Genomic DNA, 19,651 nt, shown 5'->3' on the forward strand with positions numbered 1-19,651 from the left:
GTCGCTCGGGCGTCTGACGCGCCCTGTTCATTTTCTGGCTGGAAATATCCCCGCCGGAGGCGTCCGACGGCGCCACCCGCGGCACGGATGGGAAAAAGGGGTGCGCCGCGCACGGCACACCCCGGCAACGCGGATCAGGCGTTGGTGATGATCTCGACCATCTCGTTCACGACCGGCGCGTAGAACGGGGTGTCGGACTGCCACCACCACATGTTCGACAGGACCTCGGGGGTGTAGGTCTCGTTGAACTGCGACTTGAACTCTTCCGAGGCGAACTCGGCAGCGCCGGCCACGGCCGAGTTGTAGCCGGTGTTGTTGGAGAACATGCCGCCCACTTCGGGCTGCAGCATGAAGTTGAGGAAGGCGACGGCCTGCTCCTGGTTCTCGGCGCCGCGCAGCATGCCGAAGCTGTCCAGCCAGGTGATGATGCCTTCCTTCGGCGCCCGATAGACGTAGTCCGAATTTTCGCGGTTCAGCAGCAGGCCGGTGGTGTCCCAGGTCTGGCCGATGACGCAGCCGGCATCCTTGAAGGCCGAGGTCGCCTCGGTGGCATTGTTCCAGAAGGCGCCGAAGTGGTCCTTGTTGGCGACCATGTATTCGACGATGGCGCCGAAGACGCGGCGGGCGTCGGCCTCGGACTTGTAGACGTCCAGCATGCGGTTCGATTCGATCTCACCGGCCGCATCGAGGTAGAGGCCCACGCCGATCAGCGCCGATTTCTGGCGGAAGGCGGATTTGCCTTCGGTGCCGTCGGCGAACAGGTGGCCGTAGGACAGTTCGCTGTCCGAGACGGGCAGGGCGGCGCGGTTCAGGGTGATGCCCTCGGTGCCCCAGTCGAAGGGCAGGGCGACCTGTTCGCCGTTCTGCACGCCGCCCAGGGCGGCGCTGTCACGCAGGAAGGAGGGGATGATGGCGTCGGTGTTCACACCCTCGGGGATCGGCTGGAAGTAGTGCTCGCCGTTGTCGTCGTAGTAGTTGGCGACGTTGGTGATCGAGGGGAAGACCACGTCGAAGCCCTTGCCGCCGTTGGCGCGCACGGTCGACTCAGCCTCGTCGTTGGAGCCGAAGGTGGTCAGGTCCAGGGTGATGCCGGTCTCGGATTCGAACTTCTCGGCGATGTTGGGCTGGATGTAGTCCTGCCAGGCGAAAACCTTGACGGTGCCGGAGGAGGCCAGCGCGTCGGAGGCGCGCAGGATGGTCGGTGCGGCAACGGCGCCGGCGGTCAGCTGCAGCGCGGTACGGCGAGTGATGGTCATGAAAATTTCCCCTGTGGATGGTTATGTCCTGCGACCGGGCGTGCGCCTCGACGATCGGGCGAGGTTTGGCCGCCAAGCGACTGCGTCGCTCTAGACCCGGTGTGTCTCCGTTCTGTGACGGTTGGTTAACACGCGCATGAAAGGCGGAACTGACCAGTTGGTCAACGTGGTTTTTGCGCAGCCCCGGGGTTGGCGGTTCCAAGCGCTTGGGACCCTGCGTCACCTGACGTGATCCGCGTGACGAAAAATGTGTCACGGGCGGCAATGACCGGCGGAAAGATGTATCTGAGTAAAATACTCGGATTGACAATCCCGACTGGATCGATCAACTTTTGGTCGTCCAGCCATGCCGCCGTCCTGCGCGGCAAAGCCGATAGAGACCCGAACGAGGATTCGAAATGCCGAGCGACTGGACCCGTCCCGTGCCCCGCAGCCATCAACGCCCCGCAGAGGGCGATCTTTACCGACCTGTAGAACTTCTCGCGAAGATCTTCGAGGGGCCGGAAGGCGGGCTGGCCGGGTTGGAGCATGTCCTGGAACGGCTGGAATGGAAGGAAACGACGCGATGATGTCCGAGAAAATCGACCGGAACACGGCCCTGCCGGCAATCCCCCAGCATTCTGCCCAGGAGCTGACCCAGGGCGGCGCGACCGCCCAGATCGTCCTGAATGAGCAGGTCTACACCTTGCGCATCACCCGCGCGGGCAAGCTGATCCTGACAAAGTAGGCGGAGGGACGCCCGGCGGTTCGTTTTTTCGGGCCATCGGGGTGACCTTTCCCCGTGTCCTGCCTTATCTGAAGGGCCGTTGACCGGATCAGTGAAAGGTTCTCGTTCATGTCCCGCATTCTTCTTATCGGCGCCACCGGCGGTGTCGGCTCGCGCCTTGCCCCGATGTTGATCGCGTCCGGCCACCAGGTCACCGGCCTGCACCGCAGCCTGGCCCAGGCCGAAAAGCTGCGCGCCCAGGGGGTGACCCCGGTCGCCGGCGACCTGATGGAGATGGACGCCGGGGCCCTGGCGGAGATCGCGCGCGATCATGACATCATCATCTTCTCCGCCGGCGCCGCGGGCAGCGGGGCCGAGCGCACCAGCGAGATCGACGGGCGTGGCCCGCTGAAGATGATCGCGGCGGCCAAGGCCTGTGGCATCGCCCGCGTCTACCTTGTCTCGGCCATGCCCGAGGCCGGGCGCGGCGGGCAGCCGAAGCTGGGGTTCGAGCACTACATGCGGGTGAAGAAGGAGGCCGACGCGGCGCTGGTCGCCTCGGATCTCGACTGGGTCATCCTGCGCCCCGGCACGCTGCTGGCCGAAGACGGGGATGACGCCGTGTCGCTGGCGCCCGCGCTGGTCTACGGCAAGGTCAAGCGCGGCAATGTCGCCGCCGTCCTGGCCGGCCTCGTCGAATGCCCGGAGATCCGCCGCGAAATCCTCGAACTGACCGACGGTACGACCCCGGTGGCCGAGGCCGTGGCCGCCTGCTTCCGCGACTGACCTAGGGGCGCCCGGGCACTCCCCGGGCCACCGCCCCTGTCATCCGACAGCTGAAAATACTCCCGCCGGAGGCAGGCCTGCATCGCAGGCCCCCCTAGCGCGACAGCCGGGCAGCAGCGCGGGCGATCACCAACTCCTCGTTGGTGGGGATGACCAGGACCCGCACCCGGCTGAACTCGGTCGAGACAAGGGTTTCGTTCCTCGCATTGCGCCGCTCGTCCAGCTCGACCCCCAGCCAGTGCATGCCGCGGCAAGTGCGCGACCGGATCTCGGCGGCGTGTTCGCCGATGCCGCCGGTGAAGACCAGCGCGTCCAGCCCCTCCAGCGCGGCGGCCAGCCCGCCCAGCTCGCGCCGGATACGGAAGCAGAAATAGTCGATCGCCTCGGCCGCATGGGGGCTGTCGGAGGCCAGCAGCGTCCGCATGTCGGAGCCGATCCCCGACATGCCCTTCAGACCCGAGTCCTTGTAGAGCAAATCCGAGATCTGCTGCGGATCCATTCCCTCCTGGTCCATCAGGTACAAAAGCACCCCCGGATCCAGCTGGCCCGACCGCGTCCCCATGGGCAACCCGTCCAGCGCCGAGAACCCCATCGAACTGGCGACCGAACGCCCGCCGACCATCCCGCACATCGAGGCGCCATTGCCCAGGTGCGCCACGACCACCCGGCCCGCGTGCAGTGACGGCGCCATCTGTTTCAGCTGGCCGGAGATGTAGTCATAGCTCAGCCCGTGGAAGCCGTAGCGCCGCACGCCCTTTTCGTAGAATCGGCGGGGCAGGGCGAAGGTGTCGTTGACGAAGGGGTGGTGGCGGTGAAAGGCGGTGTCGAAACAGCCCACCTGTTGCGCCTGCGGAAAGGCGGCCTGCGCCGCCGCGATGCCGGCCAGGTTATGCGGCTGGTGCAGCGGCGCGAAGGGCACCAGGGTTTCGAGATAACTCAGCGCATGATCGTTCAGCACCACCGGCTCGGCGTAGTTGCGCCCGCCATGGACGATGCGGTGGCCGCAGCCCAGAATCTTCGCCTCTGGGAAGGCGTCGAAGAGCGGCGTCAGCGCGGCGTGCAGGGCGCCCCGGTGGGTGGCGCCCTCGGCCTCGGGCAATGTCTCATCTGCGATCACCGCGCCGCCCGCGCGTTTCAGGTGCAGCTCCGCCGCGCCGCCGATCCGTTCGATCAGCCCGGTGGCCAGGGCCATGGGCTCGGCCTCGGCGGTGAACAGGCCGAATTTCAGCGAGGAGGAGCCGGCGTTGAGGACCAGAAGGTGGTTCAGGCTCATGCGCTTTTCCCCGAGATCCGCGCGTCATGCAGCGCCGCCACGGCGCAGGAGGCCAGCCGCGCCATGTCGTCATCGGCGCGCGAGTTGAGGATGATCGGCACCCGGGCGCCCAGCACCAGCCCGGCACCCTCGGCGTGGGAGATATAGGTCAGCTGTTTCGCCAGCATGTTCCCGGCATCCAGGTTGGGCACCACCAGCACCTCGGCCCGACCGGCGACGGGCGAAGTGATGCCCTTGGTCCGGGCCGCGCCCAGGTCCACCGCGTTGTCCATGGCCAGCGGCCCGTCCACCAGCCCGCCGGTGATCTGGCCGCGATCGGCCATCTTCGACAGCAGGGCCGCGTCCAGCGAGGAGGGAATGTCGGGGTTCACCGTCTCCACCGCCGAGAGAACGCCCACCTTGGGTTCGGCAATCCCCAGCGACAGGGCCAGGTCGATGGCGTTCTGGCAGATGTCCATCTTGGTCTTCAGGTCGGGGGCGATGTTGATCGCCGCATCCGTCACCAGCAGCGGATGCGACAGCCCCGGCACGTCCATGACGAAGATATGGGTGAACCGGCGCCCGGCGCGCAGCCCCGTGGCCCGGTCCAGGGCCGGGCGCAGCAGGTCGTCGGTGTGCAGATGCCCTTTCATCAGCGCCTGGGCGCGGCCCTCGTTCACCAGGGCAATGCCGCGGACGGCGGCGGCGCGGTGCTCGGGGATGTCGATCACCTCGATGCCCTCCAGCGTTTCCCCCAGCTCGGCGGCGGTGGCGGCTATTTTCACCGCATTGCCCACCAGGATCGGCTCGATCAGCGTGCGGCGCCGGGCGAGCAGGGCACCGCCCAGAGAATTCGGCTCCTCGGGGCAGACAACGGCGGTCTTCAGCGCCGGCAGCGGTTCGGCCAGCTCCAGCAGGCGTTCGAAATGGCGGTGCCGCTGGACGATCAGCCCGGGGATATCCTGGGCATTGCGGTGGATCTTCACCTTGGGGGCATAGACGCGGGCCTCGCCCGACAGGATCAGCGTGTCGTCCGCCGGGCGGCGGATTTCGGTCGCCAGTGTGACGCAACCCGTCGCGGGATCCTTGCCGGTCACCGTGACCCGCGACAGCAGTTCCTCCCCCGCATGGGCGCGGGCGTGAAAATCGAAGTGCTGCGAGCGGTAGAGGGTGCCTGCACCGGGCAGGATGTTGCCCAGCACCGCCGACACCATCGAGCCCACGAACATACCCGGTGCCACCGCCTCGTTCACCCCGTCGCCATCGCCGTCGCGGTCGGCCAGATGCATCGGGTTGTGGTTGCCCGAGACGTTGGCGAAGACGATCATGTCGTCCGGCGTGCAGAGCCGCTTCAGCTCGGCGGTGTCTCCGATGGCAAGCTCGTCGAAGGTCTTGTTCTCGATCAGCATGGGAACTCCTGTCTGGTGCCGGCAGGCTGGCAGATCCTGATGCAGAAACCGTGACATGGATCAGATCGCGGGGAAAAGAGCGCAGCGGTGCGGAGCTGGCGGTCGGGCGCGATTGCGCCGGTGGCGGTGAAGGAGGGGGCGCCCCTCGCCCACGTGCCTGGGCCCGCTCCGCACAGCTGGTGTGCTCCGGCCGCCGTTGGTCGAGCAGGCGGCCGGAGGGTATGCCTTTCAATCCCTCAGTCTGGCGCCTGGACCAGGATCTTCACGTGGGACTTCTCCGCGACCAGTGCTTCGAAGCCCTCCGCCACGATGTCGTCAAGCGCGATGCGTTTGGTGACGAGTTGATCCGCGCTGAAGTAGCCTTGTGTCATGAGCGCCATGACCGCGGGGTAGACATTGCGATAGGCGATGGTCCCTTGCAGCTGGCGCTCCTTGAGAACCGCCGTGTTGGGTTGGAAGGACGCCTCCTTCTCCCAGATTGACACGATCAGCACCTGTCCTTCGTGGCGGGTGGCGTCGATGCACTGCGGCAGCACCTGCGGCACGCCCGTCACCTCGAAGGCGACGTTCACCCCTCCGGTGGCCGCACGGATCGTGTCGACCGCGTCGCTCTCCGTCGGGTCGATGACCGAGGTCGCGCCCAGATCAAGCGCCTTCTGGCGGCGCACCTCCGCTGGCTCGACCACATGGATTTCCGACGCCCCCGCGACGCGCAGCGCCTCGACCACCAAAAGCCCGATCGGACCGGCGCCGAAGACGGCGGCCTTGTCACCCGCCTTGATCTTGGACAGCCGAACGGCATGCAGGGCAACCGCAGCCGGCTCGACCAGCGCGCCCTGTTCCATCGACAGGTCATCGGGCATTTTGTGGACCATGCGCGCGGGCACGACGCTGTGCGCGGCGAAACCACCATGGCCGCCGGACAGGCCGACGAAGCCGAGGCTGTCACAGAGGTTGTACTTGCCTTCCAGGCAGGCCGGGCAGGTCCCGCAGGCGAAGATCGGCTCGATCGCAACGCGGTCGCCGATCGCGAGGTCGGTGACGCCGTCGCCCAGCTCGACGACTGTGCCGCAATACTCGTGCCCCATGGTGATCGGTGCCTTGTCGTGGCTCAGGGGGTGCTCTTCGTCCACGGGCACGAAGATCGGCCCGGCCAGGTATTCGTGCAGGTCGCTGCCGCAGATCCCGGTCCACGCCACCTTGACTTTCACGTCGCCCGGGCCCGGCTGAGGGTCCTGAATGTCTTCGACGCGAATGTCTTTCACGCCATGCCAACGTGCTGCTTTCATTTCTTTTCTCCGATACTTGAAAGGTGCGCCCGGCGGGAGGATCAGCCGGGCGCCTGGGCGCGCCGCATCGGGCGCAGCCCTGTAAGGGCATCACGAGAGGTGATGCACCTCTTGCAGGCCGTAGACCGGGGTCTCCAACCCCTCCATCCGAGCCTTCAGCTGCAATGCCAGGTAGAGTGAGTAATGCCGCGACTGGTGCAGGTTGCCGCCATGGAACCAGAGGTTCTCTTGCTGTGTCGGCTTCCACATGTTGCGCTGTTCGCCCTCCCAGGGGCCGGGGTCCTTGGTGGTGTCCGACCCGAGGCCCCAGACCTTGCCGACCTTGTCCGCGACCTCCTGAGAGATCAGGTCAGCGGCCCAGCCATTCATGCTGCCGTAGCCCGTGGCCATCACCACGAGGTCGGCATCGAGATGCGTGCCGTCCGACAGCACCACGCCGGTCTCGTCGAACCGCTCGACCTGGCCCTTGACCAACTTCACCTCGCCATCAATGATGAGCTGGCTGGCGCCCACGTCGATGTAGTAGCCCGAGCCGCGGCGCAGGTACTTCATGAACAGGCCCGATCCGTCGTCACCCCAATCGAGATCGAACCCGGCCTTTTCCAGCCCGGCATAGAACTCGGCGTCACGCTCCTTCATCTGATCGTAGAGCGGGATCTGGAACTCGTGCATGATCCGGTAGGGCAGGGAGGCGAAGACCATGTCGGCCTTCTCGGTCGTCATGCCGCTGGCCACGGCGTCCTCGGAGTAGAGCGCGCCGAGGCCGATCTCCATGAGGCTGTCGGATTTCACGATATGGGTCGAACTGCGCTGCACCATGGTCACGTCGGCATCCGCCTCCCAGAGCGCGGCGCAGATGTCGTGGGCCGAGTTGTTGGAGCCGACCACCACCACCTTCTTGCCGGTCCAGTCGTCCGGGCCGTCATGCTGCGAACTGTGCTGGATGGTGCCCTTGAAGTCCTCCATGCCGGGGAACTTCGGCATGTTCGGCTTGCCCGACATGCCGGTCGCCAGCACCAGCTGCGTGGGGCGCAGGATGACCTCCTCGCCGTCGCGGTTCACCTTGACCTCCCAGGTGCCGGACGCCTCGTCATAGCTGGCCTTCTGCACCTCTGAGCGGGTCCAGTAGGGGATCTCCATCACCTTGGTATACATCTCGAGCCAGTCGCCCACCTTGTCCTTGGGCGTGAAGACCGGCCAGTTGTCGGGGAACTTGATATACGGCAGGTGGTCGTACCAGATCGGGTCATGCAGGCAGAGCGACTTGTACCGCGACCGCCACTGGTCGCCGGGGCGGTCGTGCTTGTCGAGCACGATGGCTGGCACGCCAAGCTGTCGCAGCCGCGCGCCAAGCGCGATGCCGCCCTGACCGCCGCCTATGATGACCGTATAGGGCTGCTCGGTGTAGCCAAGCTCTGCTGCCTCAGCCTCGCGCTTTTCGGTCCATGACTTGCGGTTCTTCGCGGCACCGTGCTCGGCCCCCATGGGGCGGCGTTTGCCGCGGTTTTCCTCGAAACCCTTCAGCTCCTGCAGCGTGGTCAGCAGCGTCCAGATGCGACCGTCCTTCAGGCGCATCAGCCCCCAGCCCCTCCCGGCTGCGGTCTCGAAGGTGATCCAGGCCGTGATGACGCCGCCCTCCTCAGCGGGAAGTTCGCCCTCCTGGATGGCAAAGCTGCCGGGCTTCGTATGCCCCAGCTGAGCCGTGAGCATGTCCTGCACGCCGGCGGGCCCTTCCACAGTCTTCAGGTTCCAGGTGACGGCGACCAGGTCGCGCCAGTAGCTGTCGGTGGCAAAGAGCGCACTGGCCGCCTGGGCGTCGCCCTGCGCCAGGGCGGCGTTCAGGCTGTCGAGCATGTCTTGCACTTCAGCGGTGACGGTCGAGTCAAGCATTGCGTATCCTCCTCATAGGCAATGTGATGAGGAGAGTGTGGCGAGCGCGCCCGCCCTTCGGCCACGTGAATCCGACAGTTTTGGCTGTCTCTGAGATTGCAGCATCGCAGCATGTTGCAAACGCAACGCCGCGCAACACGTCAGTTCGGCGCGCGCAACCCTTGCTTGCGGATACGGCGCAGCACCGTCGAGCGGTTGACCCCCAGCCGTCTTGCGGCGCGGGCCATGTTCCAATTGCAGGCGTCAAGCACGGCCTCAAGGCTCTGCTCTTGATTGCTGGCGCGGGGGGGCTCGGGCAGATCCGGCAGATCGATCACGCAGCCTTCGGCCAGGGCACAGGCCACGTCGAGCACATTGCCCAGTTCGCGCAGGTTGCCCGGCCAGTCGCGGGCCATCAGTTCCGCGCGGGCCGAGGGCGTGAGGCGCATCTCGCCGCCCGACAGCCGCCGCAGCAGCCGCTCGATCAGCCAGCCAAGATCCTGCCGTTCGCGCAGGGGCGGCAGCTCGAAAACGGCTCCGGCGAGCCGGTGATAGAGCGCGCAGGGCAGGATCTCGTGCGACAGAAGGGCACTTGGCGAGAGGCCGCTGGTTGCGATCGCTCGCAGGTCGGGATGCGCATCCAGAAGCCCGGGCAGCGCAAGGGCGGCCGCCTCGGAAAGGTCCTCGATGCGCCGAAGCAGCAGCGTCGCCGGTCGGGGCTGCGCCTCGATCACCGATGCCATCTCATCGGCCGGCATCCCGGCGCAGTCCAGTGTAACGAAGCCGCCCCGCCTGGAGGCCATGTGAACGGCGCGGGCGAGCTTTGTCTTGCCGCTACCGCTCTCGCCGCAGATCAGCAGCGGAACCTCTGTCGGCGCGAGCCGTTCGACGCGGGACAAGAGGCGCTCCATGCCGGGATCACTGCCCGCAAGCCCGGTCAGGACGCCACCGGAGGTGCGCGAGACCGTCGCCCCCGGTGGCCGACGCGGGGTCTGTGGCGCGATGGCGTGACCGAAGACCGCACCGCCATCGCCAAGCGCCACGACACGCTCTTCGGTCGGGCGATCCCGCATCAGGTCGGGAAGGTCGTCGACGCTGATCCCGAGCAGACCGTCGATCCTCTCCCCGATCAACTGCCTCTCACGCGAGAGCATCCGTGTCGCGGCATGGGTGGCCCCGATCACCCGGCCCGAGCCGTCCAGTGCAACCGCGCACTCCGGGTCCACATCAAGGAACTCCGGGCTGGAGGAAAACCTCAATACCCATTCGCGACGGTTCGCGGCCATCAGGTTGGCCATCTCGACCCGCCGCGCCGCTGACGTCACCAGAGACATCGCGAGGTTCTGGCTGCTTTTCGGGGACGGAGAGCGCAGCAACGAGATGTCGAGCACGGCGGCCAGTTGTCCCAGGCTGTCGTAGATCGGAGCGGAGGTACACGAGAGCGCGGTATGGGCATTGCCGAAATGATCGTCCTGATGGACCGTGACCGGTTCGCCGGTGACGATGCAGGCGCCCACGCCGCAGGTTCCGGCAAGATCCTCGGACCAGTTCGAGCCGAGATAGAGCCCCGCCCCGCGCAGTTCATCGGCAAAAAGGTCGTCGCCGAAGAAGTCGACGCAGACCCCTTTCGCATCCGTCAGCAGCAGAACGTAATTCTGCCCCGCCACCTGGCGAAAAAGGGTTTTCAGGCTGGACCGCGCCGCCCCGATCATCCACTCGGCCTGTTCCCGATGGGTGCGGAACTCCGTCTCGGTCACGATATGGGCCGGCTCGTTGCGTGTGGGGTCCATGCCATACACCTCGACGCACCGGCGCCAGGATGCATCCACATAACTGTCCCGACCAGAGGCATGACCATTCAGGACTTGGGCAATTTCCTCTACGTGATACCGCTCGATCATCAGACCTCTCCCTGATCTACATGGTACAATCAAAAGCGCCTCTGCCAATGCAGGATTTTGGTATGAGGGATCGGCCCTGTCGATCTGAAAGCGAAGGACGGCTCATTGGCGGGCGAATTGGGCTAAGAGTGGCCACCCGCTGCGCCTGGCGCGAAGGTCTGCTCCGGGCCGAGAGCGACGGCGTACTTGGGGCACGTGTTTGTGCTCTGCTGCGTGGCCGCATGACCGGTTTGAGCCCATTCTGCCTGACGCCTGCCTCTGCACTGAACAGCTGTCTGTCGACGTTCGGGCACGCAGCGCCACAAAGGTTGAAGATGGGCCTCCCAAGCGACCCTCTTGCCTGCAGAACTATCTTGGGCAGATGCCAAGCGCTACCCTTCCCGACCGTTGCGAAGGAATGCAGAAGGCGACTGTCCGGTCACGCGCGCAAATTCACGGTTGAAGTTCGATTTCGTGTTGAACCCGCTTCCGAGCATGGCTTCGGTGATGGTCTCGCCACGCTCCAGAAGCGCGCAGGCGCTGCGAACGCGAAAACCGTTCACATAGCGCGAGACATTCTCACCCTTTGTCCGGTTGATCGCGGCCGAAAGTTGCTTGATCGGCACATGCAGCCGCCGGGCGAGGCGGGCCAGCGTCAGGTCGGGGTCGAGATGCGGCTTGTCTTTCAGCATCAGCGCATCGAGGCGCGCGATGAGGTCTGCATCTTCTTCCGATGGGCGGGGCATGTCAGGCGCGCCCGTGCTGTCTTCGCCCGACCGGTCCTCAGCCGTGCCATCCGCATCGCGTGAGAGCGACAAAAGACCGATGCCGAGAAGCGTGAAGGATGTGAAGAGGCTAATGATAAGCGGCCGCCATTCGACATGCCCGAGCCGAAGAGCAATGGCGATCAGGACGTCCGACAGAGCCGAAAGAACAAGAAGGAGGCCAACGGCCTTCCAGATCCGTGCCGGTCGTGGCCCGGCGCCGAGCCGAGCGAGCGGCAGTGCTTCGTCGATCCGAAGACTAGCCAGGATTGTCGCGCCGTAGCCGGCGAAGAGCGCGGGCAGCACAACGTCCAGTGTGACCGGGGCAAAGACCGTGCAGAAGGCGGCGAAGGCAGGCCCAAGCAGGTGGAGCCAGTCCCGTCTCCGATCGAACGGTCGCAGGGCAGCGGACTGGAATGTCAGCCAGGCCAGCGGCGGCATGATTACGGCAGTGGCGAGCTGGAGGGGCCAAAGACCGGACAGCCCATAATGTTGCGTCAGCGAGATCACCAAGGCCTGCATCGCGCAGGCCGCCAGAAGCACCAGAAACAGGATCGAGCGGTCGCCGGCAAGGGCGTGGCGCAATGCCAGAAAGCCCAGGATCAGCGCGACGATGAGCGGAATCGGAAGCGTCAACATGGTGGCCGAATAGACCAGGATCCGGTTCTGCACGACCTCAAACCGGTTTCAGGACGCGGAATAGGGCCGACACGTGGCTGGTGGGGGCATCACCCAACCCAAGGAGACCCGAGATGAAACACCTGCTTTCCGCGACCGTTCTGACCCTTCTGCTCGCCGGCCCGGCGCTTGCTGACCCGAATGTCGGCTTCGACCGGTTCGATTTCCGGGCCGATCATCGCTCCGGACCGATCGCGGGCGGTCTCTGGTATCCGGTCGGTCGGGCGACCTATACCGGCCTGGTCGGTGAGAGCATGATATTCCAGCCGGTCGAGGCCTATGTCGGCGCGGCGTTTCCCGAAGGAGACCTGCCGCTGATCGTCGTGTCGCACGGATCCGGCAGCAGCATTGACGGAACCGCCTGGCTGTCTGCCGCTCTGGCCGAGCGTGGCGCAATTGTCGTGGTGATGAACCATCCCGGGACAACGACCGGCGACAGCTCTCCCCGCCGGACAGCGCGCCTGGCGGAGCGCGCGGCGGATATGGGGGCGGCGCTTGACCACGTCCTGTCGGATCCTGAGATCGCGCAACATATCGACCGCGAGCGGATCACGGCCCTCGGCTTCTCGCTTGGTGGATCCACGGTGATGGGACTTGCGGGTCTGCGTCTCGATCCTGACGCTTACCGCGCCTATTGTGAAAGGTTCGGCGAGACCGCGCAGGACTGTCTCTTTCTGATGCGTGGCGGGGTCGACTTCGACAACCTGCCGCCAGAATTCTCGGCCGATATGTCGGACCCCCGCTTCACCTCCATCGTCGCCGTCGATCCTGGGTATACCTATGCTGCGATCCCCGAGAGCGCGGCGGAGATCGACGTCCCGGTCCAAATCGTGTCCCTGGGGGATGACTTTCCCTGGTTCGCCACGGATGTACGGACACAGGGCAGCGGGCTGATCGACATGCTGCCGAATGTGGAGCATGCCGTGATCCCCAATGCCTGGCATTATTCGTTCCTGCCGACCTGCAAGCCGAATGCCGGGCAGTTGCTGATCGAGGAGGGCGAAGATCCGATCTGCGATGATCCCGAAGACTGGGACCGCGGCGCGGCGCACGCTGCGTCTGTGGAGGCGATCGCGCAGTTCCTGAACTTGTCAGCGCGTTGATCTGGTGGGGCCCTTCCGCGGAATACCGGCGGAAGGGTCATCCTGTTCTTGTCAGAGCGCTATCTCTTGAAGCAACCCTGACGCCGCCGTTTGGACGCGGCAATCGAAAGGCTGGGTCGACCCCATACGTACCGCGCCGGGCGGCACAGTCGCTCGCAGGGCATCAAGCCGTCGTGCCGGACGGTCGATCCAGGGGCAGTACCAGGGAGGCCGAAAGACGTGTCTCCCTCGTCATGGAACCAAGGGCTGCTTCTGTTGTGCGTAGCTATACGACAAGTTGCGCAACAGCCGTCTTACGATCAGCTTATGTACGGGCGAAATCAGAAAGATATAGCAATATCCGAAGCCGTTGTTGCGACGTACCAGAGTGGTCAGCCGCACCGCGCGACCCGCCTCCTTTTCGAGGACTTGGATCACGATCCTGAAGTCCAAATGCCAGTCGTCAAAGCCGTAGACGGCAACCTCCTCCGATTGGAAGACGGCGGGGAAGGCGCCTGCCTGTGTCTCGTCGATAGAGATTTGGCCCGACTTGATCCCGAACAGTCCGACGATTTTGTTTCTGGTTACGTTCAGAAAGCGCACCCATAGGGGCGGGGCCTGACCGAACATCGCCCCGACCGCATCCGCCGCGTTCAGGTTCTCCGACAGATACCGAAATTCGTAAGCGTCGGCCCAGTTCGCGCCTTCCAGAAAGACAGAAGGCAGCGCAACCGCAACCTTGTCGATGTTATAGTTTCCCACGTCATGCCTTTCCTCGGCCCAGACGCCTCATCCGGTTGGACGGCCAGCCTGCGCTTGCTATATAATATGTAGCAAATGCCATACGCTACATAATTTGTAGCATCAAGCGAAAGATCGAGATGAGAAAACCAGGCCAGCCGAGCCGCGGATCAACCTCCGGCCGCCCGATCATGGTACTGCTTGATGTGTTGGGAAAACGCTGGACGCTGCGGATACTGTGGGAATTGACGCAGGGCCCCGCCACATTTCGCGAGTTGCAAAGACGATGCGACGGTATCTCTCCGACAATCGTCAACGACCGGGTCCGTGAGCTTCGGGAGCTCGGATTTGTAACGCGAGAGGCAGAGGGCTATGGCCTTACGCCGATCGGTCATGACCTTGCCCAACAGTTCGTCAACCTGGAGGCCTGGGCCAACCGTTGGGCGGAAATGACGCCCGAGCAATAGCTTTGCCCTGACCGAACAGCCGGAAGAGGCCGGAAAGTAAATAACATGAGATTGGAAATGGAGCGGGCGACGGGAATCGAACCCGTATCTCTTGCTTGGAAGGCAAGGGTCTTACCATTACACAACGCCCGCTCGGGTGGGGGACTGACTAGAACATCACGGCAGGGCCGGTCAAGCGGGATCTGGGCCTGACGTGGTCGGGAAATGCGGCCTCTTGCCTGCTGTCGTCCCCGGTGCGTCGCGGCTTTGCCCGGCAGGGACGCCGGGGAGCGCCCGCCTGCGGTAAAATCGCCTGCAAAGGCTGGCCTTGCCGGGCCCATCCGTGCATTCTCCTCACGGATTTTCACGAAACCGCCAGCCAACGCCAGGGGAGGGGAGTTGCATGGAGGACTTGAAAGGGGCCGTTCGGCCTGAGGAGGACTGCGTGACGCGGGAGGACAGCCAGGCTCAGGGGACGGGCGCGGCCGGGACGGAAGCGGAGGCTCAGCCCTCGGGGAAACGACGCCTCGATCTCGATCACTATGCGCCGTTCCTGCTGGCTGCCGTCCACACCGCCTGGAGCCGCCAGATCGCGGGCCCGTTCCGCGACGGCTATGAGCTGGGCGTGGTGGAATGGCGGGTCATCGCCATGCTGAGTGTCCATCCGGGCGCCTCGGCCTCGCAGCTTTGCGCGCTGCTGCGCATGGACAAGTCGGCGATCAGCCGGTCCCTGCATCTGCTGTCGAACCGTGGCTACCTGGACTGGGAGGCCAGCCCCGGCGATGTGCGTCGCCGCAGCTGGTGGCTGTCTGACAGTGGGCAGGAGCTGTTCGAGGCGCTGCTGGACATCGCTCTGGACGCCGAAGCGCGTATGCTGGAGGGCGTCAGTGTCGCCGAGCTGGAGACCTTCATGGGGGTCATGCGGAAGTTCCTGACGAACCTCGAAGAGGAGAGCGACTGAGCCCGCCGTCTGGTGTCAGGCCCGAAAACGGAAAGGGGCGGCCCGATGCCCGGGCCGCCCCTTCTTGTTTTGCGCGTCGCGGGCCGCTCTAGACCAGCGAGGGCAGGAACAGCACCAGAGACGGGAAAATCACGATGATCGCCGTTACCACCAGATCCGACAGCAGGAAGGGGCCCACGCCCTTGAAGACCTGCATCGTGGTGACATGCTCGGACGCCACGTTGCGGATGACGAAGACGTTCAGCCCCACGGGCGGGGTGACCATGCCGATCTCCAGCAGCTTCACCACCAGCACGCCGAACCAGACCAGGCTGATCCCTTCGGCGTTCAGGATCGGGATGAAGATCGGCAGGGTGACCAGCATGGCGCCGAACGGCTCCATCACCATGCCCAGCAGGAAGTAGATCACCACCACGATCAGCATCAGGTGGTAGTAGCTGAGGTCGGAGCCGCTGACCTGGGCGGCGATGAAGTTGGACAGGCCGGTGATGCCGAGGAAACGGGTGAACATGGCCGCGCCGATGCCGATGATCAGCAGCGAGGCGGTGGTCTGCAGCGTTTCCAGCAGCGAGGTGCGCAGCACCTTCCAGTTCAGGCGCCCGACGAGCAGGGCGCAGATCAGCGCGCCCGCCGCGCCGACGGCACCGGCCTCGGTCGCGCTGAAGAGGCCCGAGAACATGCCGCCGAAGACCAGAACGATCAGCGCCAGCACCGGCCAGGTGTCGATCAGGGCCTGGCCCAGCGGGGGCGATTCGCCCTCGATCGGGCGGGGCGGCACCAGGTCGGGACGGATCCAGGCGCCGATCAGGATGACCAGCGAATAGGCCACGGCGGTCATGATGCCGATGGTGACGCCGCCCATGAAGACCTGGGTGATCGAGGTCTCGGCGAAGACGCCGTAGATGATCATGATGATCGAGGGCGGGATCAGGGCGCCGATGGTGCCGCCCGCCGCGATGGCACCCGCCGCGATGGAGGGCGAATAGCCTGCCTTGACCATCTCGGGGATCGCGATGCGCCCCATGGAGGCGGCGGTGGCGATGGAACTGCCGCAGACGGCGGCAAAGCCCGAGCAGGTGAAGACCGAGGCGATGGCCAGCGCGCCGGGGATGCGTTTCAGCAGCACCTTGGCGGCGGTGAACAGCCCCGAGGTCAGGTTGGCATGGAAGGCGACGAACCCCATCAGCAGGAACATCGGCACCGCCGACATCGTCCACTTGGCGGCGAAGTCGTAGGGCGTGTTCTGCAGGATGCCAATGGCGGGCGCGGTGCCCAGCAGGCTGACGATGCCGCCGAAGCTGACGGTGATCATCGCCAGCGCCACGGGCACCCGCAGGATCAGCAGGATCAGCAGGGCGGCAATACCGTAGAAGCCGGTTTCAACACTCATGGGTGGGCACTTTCCGGGCTGGAGCCTTGGTCCTCCGAGGGACCTTTCAGAAGCAGGATCACGCGCAGGGCCGTCATCAGCGCGGCCAGGAAGAACCCTGCGGTGGGCAGGAAGTAGCTGGGCCAGACGGGCAGTTGCCGGCCCAGGACATCGACGAAGGTGCCGATCTCCATGTTCTTCAGGGCCACGGTCCAGGTCACCCAGCCGAGCGAGGCATAGATCACCGTGGCCAGCAGGCCCACGGCGGCATCGGACAGGCGACGGCCCAGCGGGCCCAGCACCATTTCCATCACCTCGACGGTGATCATGGTGCGCTGCCGTTCGACCCAGGCCAGCGGCAGGAAGACGATCAGCACCATGTAGTAGCGCGACACGACCTCGTTCGTGGCGGGGACCGGCAGGTCGAAGATATTGCGGGAGATCACGTCGATGGAGATATGCACGAGCATGGCCATCAGGCCGATGGAGCCGATCAGGGCCAGCCCCTGCGATAGCAGGTCCGCGACCTTTTCAAGACGTTTCATGGCAGGTGTCCTGGTCTTGAGAGTGGAGAGACGGCAGGGAAGGGGCTGGCGGCCGGGACAGACCCGGCCGCCAAGGGGCATCACGTAGTATCAGCTACCGTAGGTGGAGAAGTCGACCTTGCTCCAGACCTCGTCCCAGACACGCTGGGTGATGGCGTCCTTGTCGTGGTCCAGCTCTTCCGAGATGGCTTCCCATTTCTCGATCAGTCGCACGAACTCCTCGACGCGCTCTGCCGCATCGTCCATGTCGAAACGCTCGGCCGAGATCTCGGCGGCGGCGACGCGGTCGTCGACGGCGAACTGGGTCGCGGCCTCGACGAACTCGGGCGCGGCTTCCTCGATGGTGATGCCGGCCTCCAGGGCCTGTTCACGGGCGATCTGCGGGAAATCGTAGCCCCAGCGTTGGGTCATGTCCGCGTTGGCCTTGTTGGCCGCACGCGCCATGGCGGCGCGGTCCTCTTCCGACAGGCTGGCCCAGGTGGGCTGCGCCACGGTCATGTTCGAGGTGGAGAAGTAGGTGCCCAGCGGGATCAGCGTGACATGTTCCACCAGTTCGATCAGGCGGAACGCCAGAAGGTCCCCGATGGAGGCCATGGAGCCGTCGATGGTGCCCTGGGACATCGCCTCGAAGGTGTCCAGCACCGAAACGCTGACCGGGGTCGCGCCGAAGTGTTCGGCCCAGCGGGCATAGGGCGCACCGCCCGAGCGCAGGCGCAGGCCGGCCACGTCATCGGCGGTGCTGACCGGGGTCCTGGTCAGCAGGGCATACTGGTCGGACGAGCCGGAGCCCAGGTAGACTATGCCGAAGTCCGACAGCTCCTGCTGGCACATCTCGCAGTTGACGGTGTATTCGGTCAGCGCCGCGCCCATGGCATGGGCGTCACGGCCTGACAGGGACAACTCGCCCGCCAGGGCGAAGTTCGGCAGCTCGGCCGGGAAGTAGAGCGGCAGCAGGTTGCCCACGTCCACCAGCCCGGTCTGCAGCGCGTCCTTCATCTGGCCCAGGCCCACGACCTCGGTGCCCAGCTCGATCGTGCCGAGAGAGCCGTTCGATTCCTCCGGCAGGTATTCCGCGAAGGGCTTGTAGAGGAAGCCGTTCGACGGGTGGGCCGGCGGGGCGCCCGAGGCGATCCGCAGGTCCCGTGCATCCGCGGTTGCCGCAAAGGCCATCCCTGCCGTTGCCGCGATCATCATCGTCTTCTTGAAAGCCACCATTTTCTCCTCCCTGGTTGCTTAACAGTCTTGCTCTTAGATCTTCAGGAGACGCCTCGCGTTTTCCTTCAGGATCAAAGGTTTGACCTCTTCCTTGAGGTCGAGATCCTGAAATTCGGACACCCAGCGGTCCGGCGTGATCGCCGGCCAGTCAGAACCGAAGAGCATCTTCTTCTTCAGGATCGAATTCGCATATTTCACGAAGATCGGCGGGAAGTATTTCGGCGCCCAGCCCGACATGTCGATGTAGACGTTGGGCTTGTGCTGGGCCACCGACAGGCCTTCCTCGGTCCAGGGGAAGGAGGGGTGCGCCAGCACGATGGGCATGTCGGGGAAATCCACCGCCACGTCATCCACGTGCATCGGATTGGAATACTTCAGCCGCATCCCCATGCCTCCCCGCATGCCCGAGCCCACGCCGGTCTGTCCGGTGTGGAACAAGGAAATCGCCCCTTCCTCGGCGATCGCCTCATAGAGCGTATAGGCCATCCGGTCGTTGGGGAAGAACCCCTGCATGGTGGGATGGAATTTGAACCCCTTCACCCCATAATCGCGCACCAGGCGGCGCGCTTCGCGGGCACCGGCCTTGCCCTTGTGCGGGTCGATGGAAGCAAAGGGGATCAGCACGTCGGCGTTCTCCGCCGCCAGCTCCGCCACTTCCTCGTTGGAATAGCGGTGGAAGCCGGTCTCGCGTTCCGCATCGACGGGGAAGATCACCGCGCCGATCTTGCGCTCGCGGAAATACTCGGCCGTCTGCGGCACGGTGGGCAGCATCCCGTCGGCCCCGGCGGGGTTCTTGAAATACTTGGCCATGCCGGCCTGGAACTCGTTGTAGCCGTCGTCGCGGCTGCACTTGCAGGGTTCCTCGGCGTGGGTGTGGAAGTCGATGGCGATCAGCTCATCAACGTTCATCGTCCGGGTCATCGGAATCCTCTCCCTTGGTCTTGTCGAGGCCGTTCAGCTTGATCAGCAGACGGCGCAATTCGGCACCTTCGGCCGGCGTCAGCGCGGCCTGCGTGCGGCGTTCTATCTCCGGGAAGCGCGCAGTGATGCCCGCGATCATCGCTTCCCCCTCCTTCGTCAGGCGCAGTTCGATCGCGCGACGGTCGTCCTCTGGCACGGCGCGGGCCACCAGACCCTCACGTTCCATCTCGCGGATCATCTTCGACATCTGCGCGCGCTTGATCTTCAGCGTTTTCGACACCATCCCCTGCCGGATCCCGGGGTTTTCCCGGATCAGGTCCAGCACCGTCGCCTCGCCCGGGCGCACCTCCTCGTCGCCCAAGACGGCGAAGAAATGCCCGAAAGAGCGAAGCTGGGCGACCCGCAGCAGAAAGCCGAGGGAGCCGCGAAGGCTCTCGGTCGTGATCTTCTGCGCGGGGGCTATGGGGGTGGGGCTGGCCATG

19 protein-coding genes and 1 tRNA gene are annotated in these 19,651 nt (G+C 65.1%); 6 read left to right on the plus strand and 14 right to left on the minus strand.

Going from position 1 to position 19,651, the window contains the following annotated elements:
* Positions 1 to 134: 134 nt before the first annotated feature.
* The gene (locus CVM50_RS03190; protein ID WP_085886145.1) at positions 135 to 1,256 is read right to left on the minus strand and encodes an extracellular solute-binding protein; all 1,122 of its coding nucleotides are present in this window, start codon (positions 1,254 to 1,256) and stop codon (positions 135 to 137) included.
* Positions 1,257 to 1,654: 398 nt separating this feature from the next.
* Between CVM50_RS03190 and CVM50_RS21260 the strand changes: the two genes are divergently transcribed.
* The 3 genes from CVM50_RS21260 (at position 1,655) to CVM50_RS03200 (ending at position 2,748) form a co-directional block, all read left to right on the plus strand.
* Positions 1,655 to 1,825 (plus strand): hypothetical protein, encoded by a 171-nt coding sequence (locus tag CVM50_RS21260; RefSeq protein WP_157792120.1) that lies wholly within the window; start codon positions 1,655 to 1,657, stop codon positions 1,823 to 1,825.
* Positions 1,822 to 1,983: a hemin uptake protein HemP gene (gene hemP / locus CVM50_RS03195; RefSeq protein ID WP_100148423.1), complete on the plus strand. Its 162-nt coding sequence runs from the start codon at positions 1,822 to 1,824 to the stop codon at positions 1,981 to 1,983. Before CVM50_RS21260 ends, hemP begins: the two co-directional genes overlap by 4 nt.
* Before the next feature lie 108 nt (positions 1,984 to 2,091).
* Entirely contained in the window at positions 2,092 to 2,748 is a 657-nt protein-coding gene (locus CVM50_RS03200; RefSeq protein WP_085886144.1) for an NAD(P)H-binding protein, read from the plus strand.
* A gap of 94 nt (positions 2,749 to 2,842) precedes the next feature.
* Here CVM50_RS03200 and CVM50_RS03205 read toward each other — a convergent pair whose 3' ends face one another.
* The 6 genes from CVM50_RS03205 to CVM50_RS03230 all read right to left on the minus strand — a co-directional run bounded on the left by CVM50_RS03205 (position 2,843) and on the right by CVM50_RS03230 (position 11,883).
* Complete coding sequence (locus CVM50_RS03205; RefSeq protein WP_198431838.1) at positions 2,843 to 4,021, minus strand: acetate/propionate family kinase; 1,179 nt, start codon at positions 4,019 to 4,021, stop codon at positions 2,843 to 2,845.
* On the minus strand, positions 4,018 to 5,409 hold the full coding sequence (locus CVM50_RS03210) for a bifunctional enoyl-CoA hydratase/phosphate acetyltransferase (protein ID WP_085886143.1): 1,392 nt from the start codon (positions 5,407 to 5,409) through the stop codon (positions 4,018 to 4,020). Before CVM50_RS03210 ends, CVM50_RS03205 begins: the two co-directional genes overlap by 4 nt.
* Before the next feature lie 236 nt (positions 5,410 to 5,645).
* Complete coding sequence (locus tag CVM50_RS03215; RefSeq protein WP_085886142.1) at positions 5,646 to 6,698, minus strand: 2,3-butanediol dehydrogenase; 1,053 nt, start codon at positions 6,696 to 6,698, stop codon at positions 5,646 to 5,648.
* A 90-nt stretch (positions 6,699 to 6,788) separates the two neighbouring features.
* The gene (locus CVM50_RS03220) at positions 6,789 to 8,588 is read right to left on the minus strand and encodes an NAD(P)/FAD-dependent oxidoreductase (RefSeq protein ID WP_085886141.1); all 1,800 of its coding nucleotides are present in this window, start codon (positions 8,586 to 8,588) and stop codon (positions 6,789 to 6,791) included.
* 140 nt (positions 8,589 to 8,728) lie between these two features.
* Positions 8,729 to 10,468 (minus strand): sigma-54-dependent Fis family transcriptional regulator, encoded by a 1,740-nt coding sequence (locus CVM50_RS03225; RefSeq protein WP_085886140.1) that lies wholly within the window; start codon positions 10,466 to 10,468, stop codon positions 8,729 to 8,731.
* A gap of 371 nt (positions 10,469 to 10,839) precedes the next feature.
* The gene (locus CVM50_RS03230) at positions 10,840 to 11,883 is read right to left on the minus strand and encodes a helix-turn-helix domain-containing protein (RefSeq protein WP_232618134.1); all 1,044 of its coding nucleotides are present in this window, start codon (positions 11,881 to 11,883) and stop codon (positions 10,840 to 10,842) included.
* 80 nt (positions 11,884 to 11,963) lie between these two features.
* Between CVM50_RS03230 and CVM50_RS03235 the strand changes: the two genes are divergently transcribed.
* On the plus strand, positions 11,964 to 12,992 hold the full coding sequence (locus tag CVM50_RS03235) for an alpha/beta hydrolase family protein (RefSeq protein WP_085886139.1): 1,029 nt from the start codon (positions 11,964 to 11,966) through the stop codon (positions 12,990 to 12,992).
* A gap of 231 nt (positions 12,993 to 13,223) precedes the next feature.
* Here CVM50_RS03235 and CVM50_RS03240 read toward each other — a convergent pair whose 3' ends face one another.
* Entirely contained in the window at positions 13,224 to 13,733 is a 510-nt protein-coding gene (locus tag CVM50_RS03240) for a DUF2867 domain-containing protein (RefSeq protein WP_085886138.1), read from the minus strand.
* Between the two features lie 170 nt (positions 13,734 to 13,903).
* Here CVM50_RS03240 and CVM50_RS03245 point away from each other — a divergent pair, with 170 nt between their 5' ends.
* Positions 13,904 to 14,179: a winged helix-turn-helix transcriptional regulator gene (locus CVM50_RS03245; RefSeq protein ID WP_232618135.1), complete on the plus strand. Its 276-nt coding sequence runs from the start codon at positions 13,904 to 13,906 to the stop codon at positions 14,177 to 14,179.
* Between the two features lie 58 nt (positions 14,180 to 14,237).
* Here CVM50_RS03245 and CVM50_RS03250 read toward each other — a convergent pair.
* A tRNA-Gly gene (locus CVM50_RS03250) sits at positions 14,238 to 14,311 on the minus strand.
* 292 nt (positions 14,312 to 14,603) lie between these two features.
* Between CVM50_RS03250 and CVM50_RS03255 the strand changes: the two genes are divergently transcribed.
* Complete coding sequence (locus tag CVM50_RS03255; protein WP_232618136.1) at positions 14,604 to 15,119, plus strand: MarR family winged helix-turn-helix transcriptional regulator; 516 nt, start codon at positions 14,604 to 14,606, stop codon at positions 15,117 to 15,119.
* Positions 15,120 to 15,207: 88 nt separating this feature from the next.
* On the opposite strand, the gene CVM50_RS03260 is transcribed toward CVM50_RS03255, so the two are convergent.
* The 5 genes from CVM50_RS03260 to CVM50_RS03280 all read right to left on the minus strand — a co-directional run bounded on the left by CVM50_RS03260 (position 15,208) and on the right by CVM50_RS03280 (position 19,650).
* A complete protein-coding gene (locus tag CVM50_RS03260; protein WP_085886135.1) occupies positions 15,208 to 16,509 on the minus strand; it encodes a TRAP transporter large permease in 1,302 nt (433 codons plus the stop codon).
* Positions 16,506 to 17,033 carry a TRAP transporter small permease gene (locus CVM50_RS03265; RefSeq protein ID WP_085886134.1) on the minus strand — a complete coding sequence of 176 codons (528 nt, stop codon included), beginning with the start codon at positions 17,031 to 17,033 and terminating at the stop codon, positions 16,506 to 16,508. Before CVM50_RS03265 ends, CVM50_RS03260 begins: the two co-directional genes overlap by 4 nt.
* A gap of 90 nt (positions 17,034 to 17,123) precedes the next feature.
* Positions 17,124 to 18,248, minus strand: coding sequence for a C4-dicarboxylate TRAP transporter substrate-binding protein (locus CVM50_RS03270; protein ID WP_085886133.1), 1,125 nt, complete (start codon positions 18,246 to 18,248; stop codon positions 17,124 to 17,126).
* Positions 18,249 to 18,281: 33 nt separating this feature from the next.
* Positions 18,282 to 19,157 carry an amidohydrolase family protein gene (locus CVM50_RS03275; protein WP_085886617.1) on the minus strand — a complete coding sequence of 292 codons (876 nt, stop codon included), beginning with the start codon at positions 19,155 to 19,157 and terminating at the stop codon, positions 18,282 to 18,284.
* On the minus strand, positions 19,147 to 19,650 hold the full coding sequence (locus tag CVM50_RS03280; protein WP_085886132.1) for a MarR family winged helix-turn-helix transcriptional regulator: 504 nt from the start codon (positions 19,648 to 19,650) through the stop codon (positions 19,147 to 19,149). The genes CVM50_RS03275 and CVM50_RS03280 overlap by 11 nt, the downstream gene beginning before the upstream one ends.
* Between the last annotated feature and the right edge of the window lies 1 nt (position 19,651).

The organism is Pseudooceanicola marinus (genome assembly GCF_002786295.1).
GTDB classification, from domain to species: Bacteria; Pseudomonadota; Alphaproteobacteria; order Rhodobacterales; family Rhodobacteraceae; genus Pseudooceanicola; species Pseudooceanicola marinus.

Excerpts from the sequence above, each read along its gene's own strand:
- CVM50_RS03190 (WP_085886145.1), bottom strand. The coding sequence starts at position 1,256 with ATGACCATCACTCGCCGTACCGCGCTGCAGCTGACCGCCGGCGCCGTT.
- CVM50_RS21260 (WP_157792120.1), top strand. The coding sequence starts at position 1,655 with ATGCCGAGCGACTGGACCCGTCCCGTGCCCCGCAGCCATCAACGCCCC.
- hemP (WP_100148423.1), top strand. The coding sequence starts at position 1,822 with ATGATGTCCGAGAAAATCGACCGGAACACGGCCCTGCCGGCAATCCCC.
- CVM50_RS03200 (WP_085886144.1), top strand. The coding sequence starts at position 2,092 with ATGTCCCGCATTCTTCTTATCGGCGCCACCGGCGGTGTCGGCTCGCGC.
- CVM50_RS03205 (WP_198431838.1), bottom strand. The coding sequence starts at position 4,021 with ATGAGCCTGAACCACCTTCTGGTCCTCAACGCCGGCTCCTCCTCGCTG.
- CVM50_RS03210 (WP_085886143.1), bottom strand. The coding sequence starts at position 5,409 with ATGCTGATCGAGAACAAGACCTTCGACGAGCTTGCCATCGGAGACACC.
- CVM50_RS03215 (WP_085886142.1), bottom strand. The coding sequence starts at position 6,698 with ATGAAAGCAGCACGTTGGCATGGCGTGAAAGACATTCGCGTCGAAGAC.
- CVM50_RS03220 (WP_085886141.1), bottom strand. The coding sequence starts at position 8,588 with ATGCTTGACTCGACCGTCACCGCTGAAGTGCAAGACATGCTCGACAGC.
- CVM50_RS03225 (WP_085886140.1), bottom strand. The coding sequence starts at position 10,468 with ATGATCGAGCGGTATCACGTAGAGGAAATTGCCCAAGTCCTGAATGGT.
- CVM50_RS03235 (WP_085886139.1), top strand. The coding sequence starts at position 11,964 with ATGAAACACCTGCTTTCCGCGACCGTTCTGACCCTTCTGCTCGCCGGC.
- CVM50_RS03245 (WP_232618135.1), top strand. The coding sequence starts at position 13,904 with ATGGTACTGCTTGATGTGTTGGGAAAACGCTGGACGCTGCGGATACTG.
- CVM50_RS03260 (WP_085886135.1), bottom strand. The coding sequence starts at position 16,509 with ATGAGTGTTGAAACCGGCTTCTACGGTATTGCCGCCCTGCTGATCCTG.
- CVM50_RS03265 (WP_085886134.1), bottom strand. The coding sequence starts at position 17,033 with ATGAAACGTCTTGAAAAGGTCGCGGACCTGCTATCGCAGGGGCTGGCC.
- CVM50_RS03270 (WP_085886133.1), bottom strand. The coding sequence starts at position 18,248 with ATGGTGGCTTTCAAGAAGACGATGATGATCGCGGCAACGGCAGGGATG.
- CVM50_RS03275 (WP_085886617.1), bottom strand. The coding sequence starts at position 19,157 with ATGAACGTTGATGAGCTGATCGCCATCGACTTCCACACCCACGCCGAG.
- CVM50_RS03280 (WP_085886132.1), bottom strand. The coding sequence starts at position 19,650 with ATGGCCAGCCCCACCCCCATAGCCCCCGCGCAGAAGATCACGACCGAG.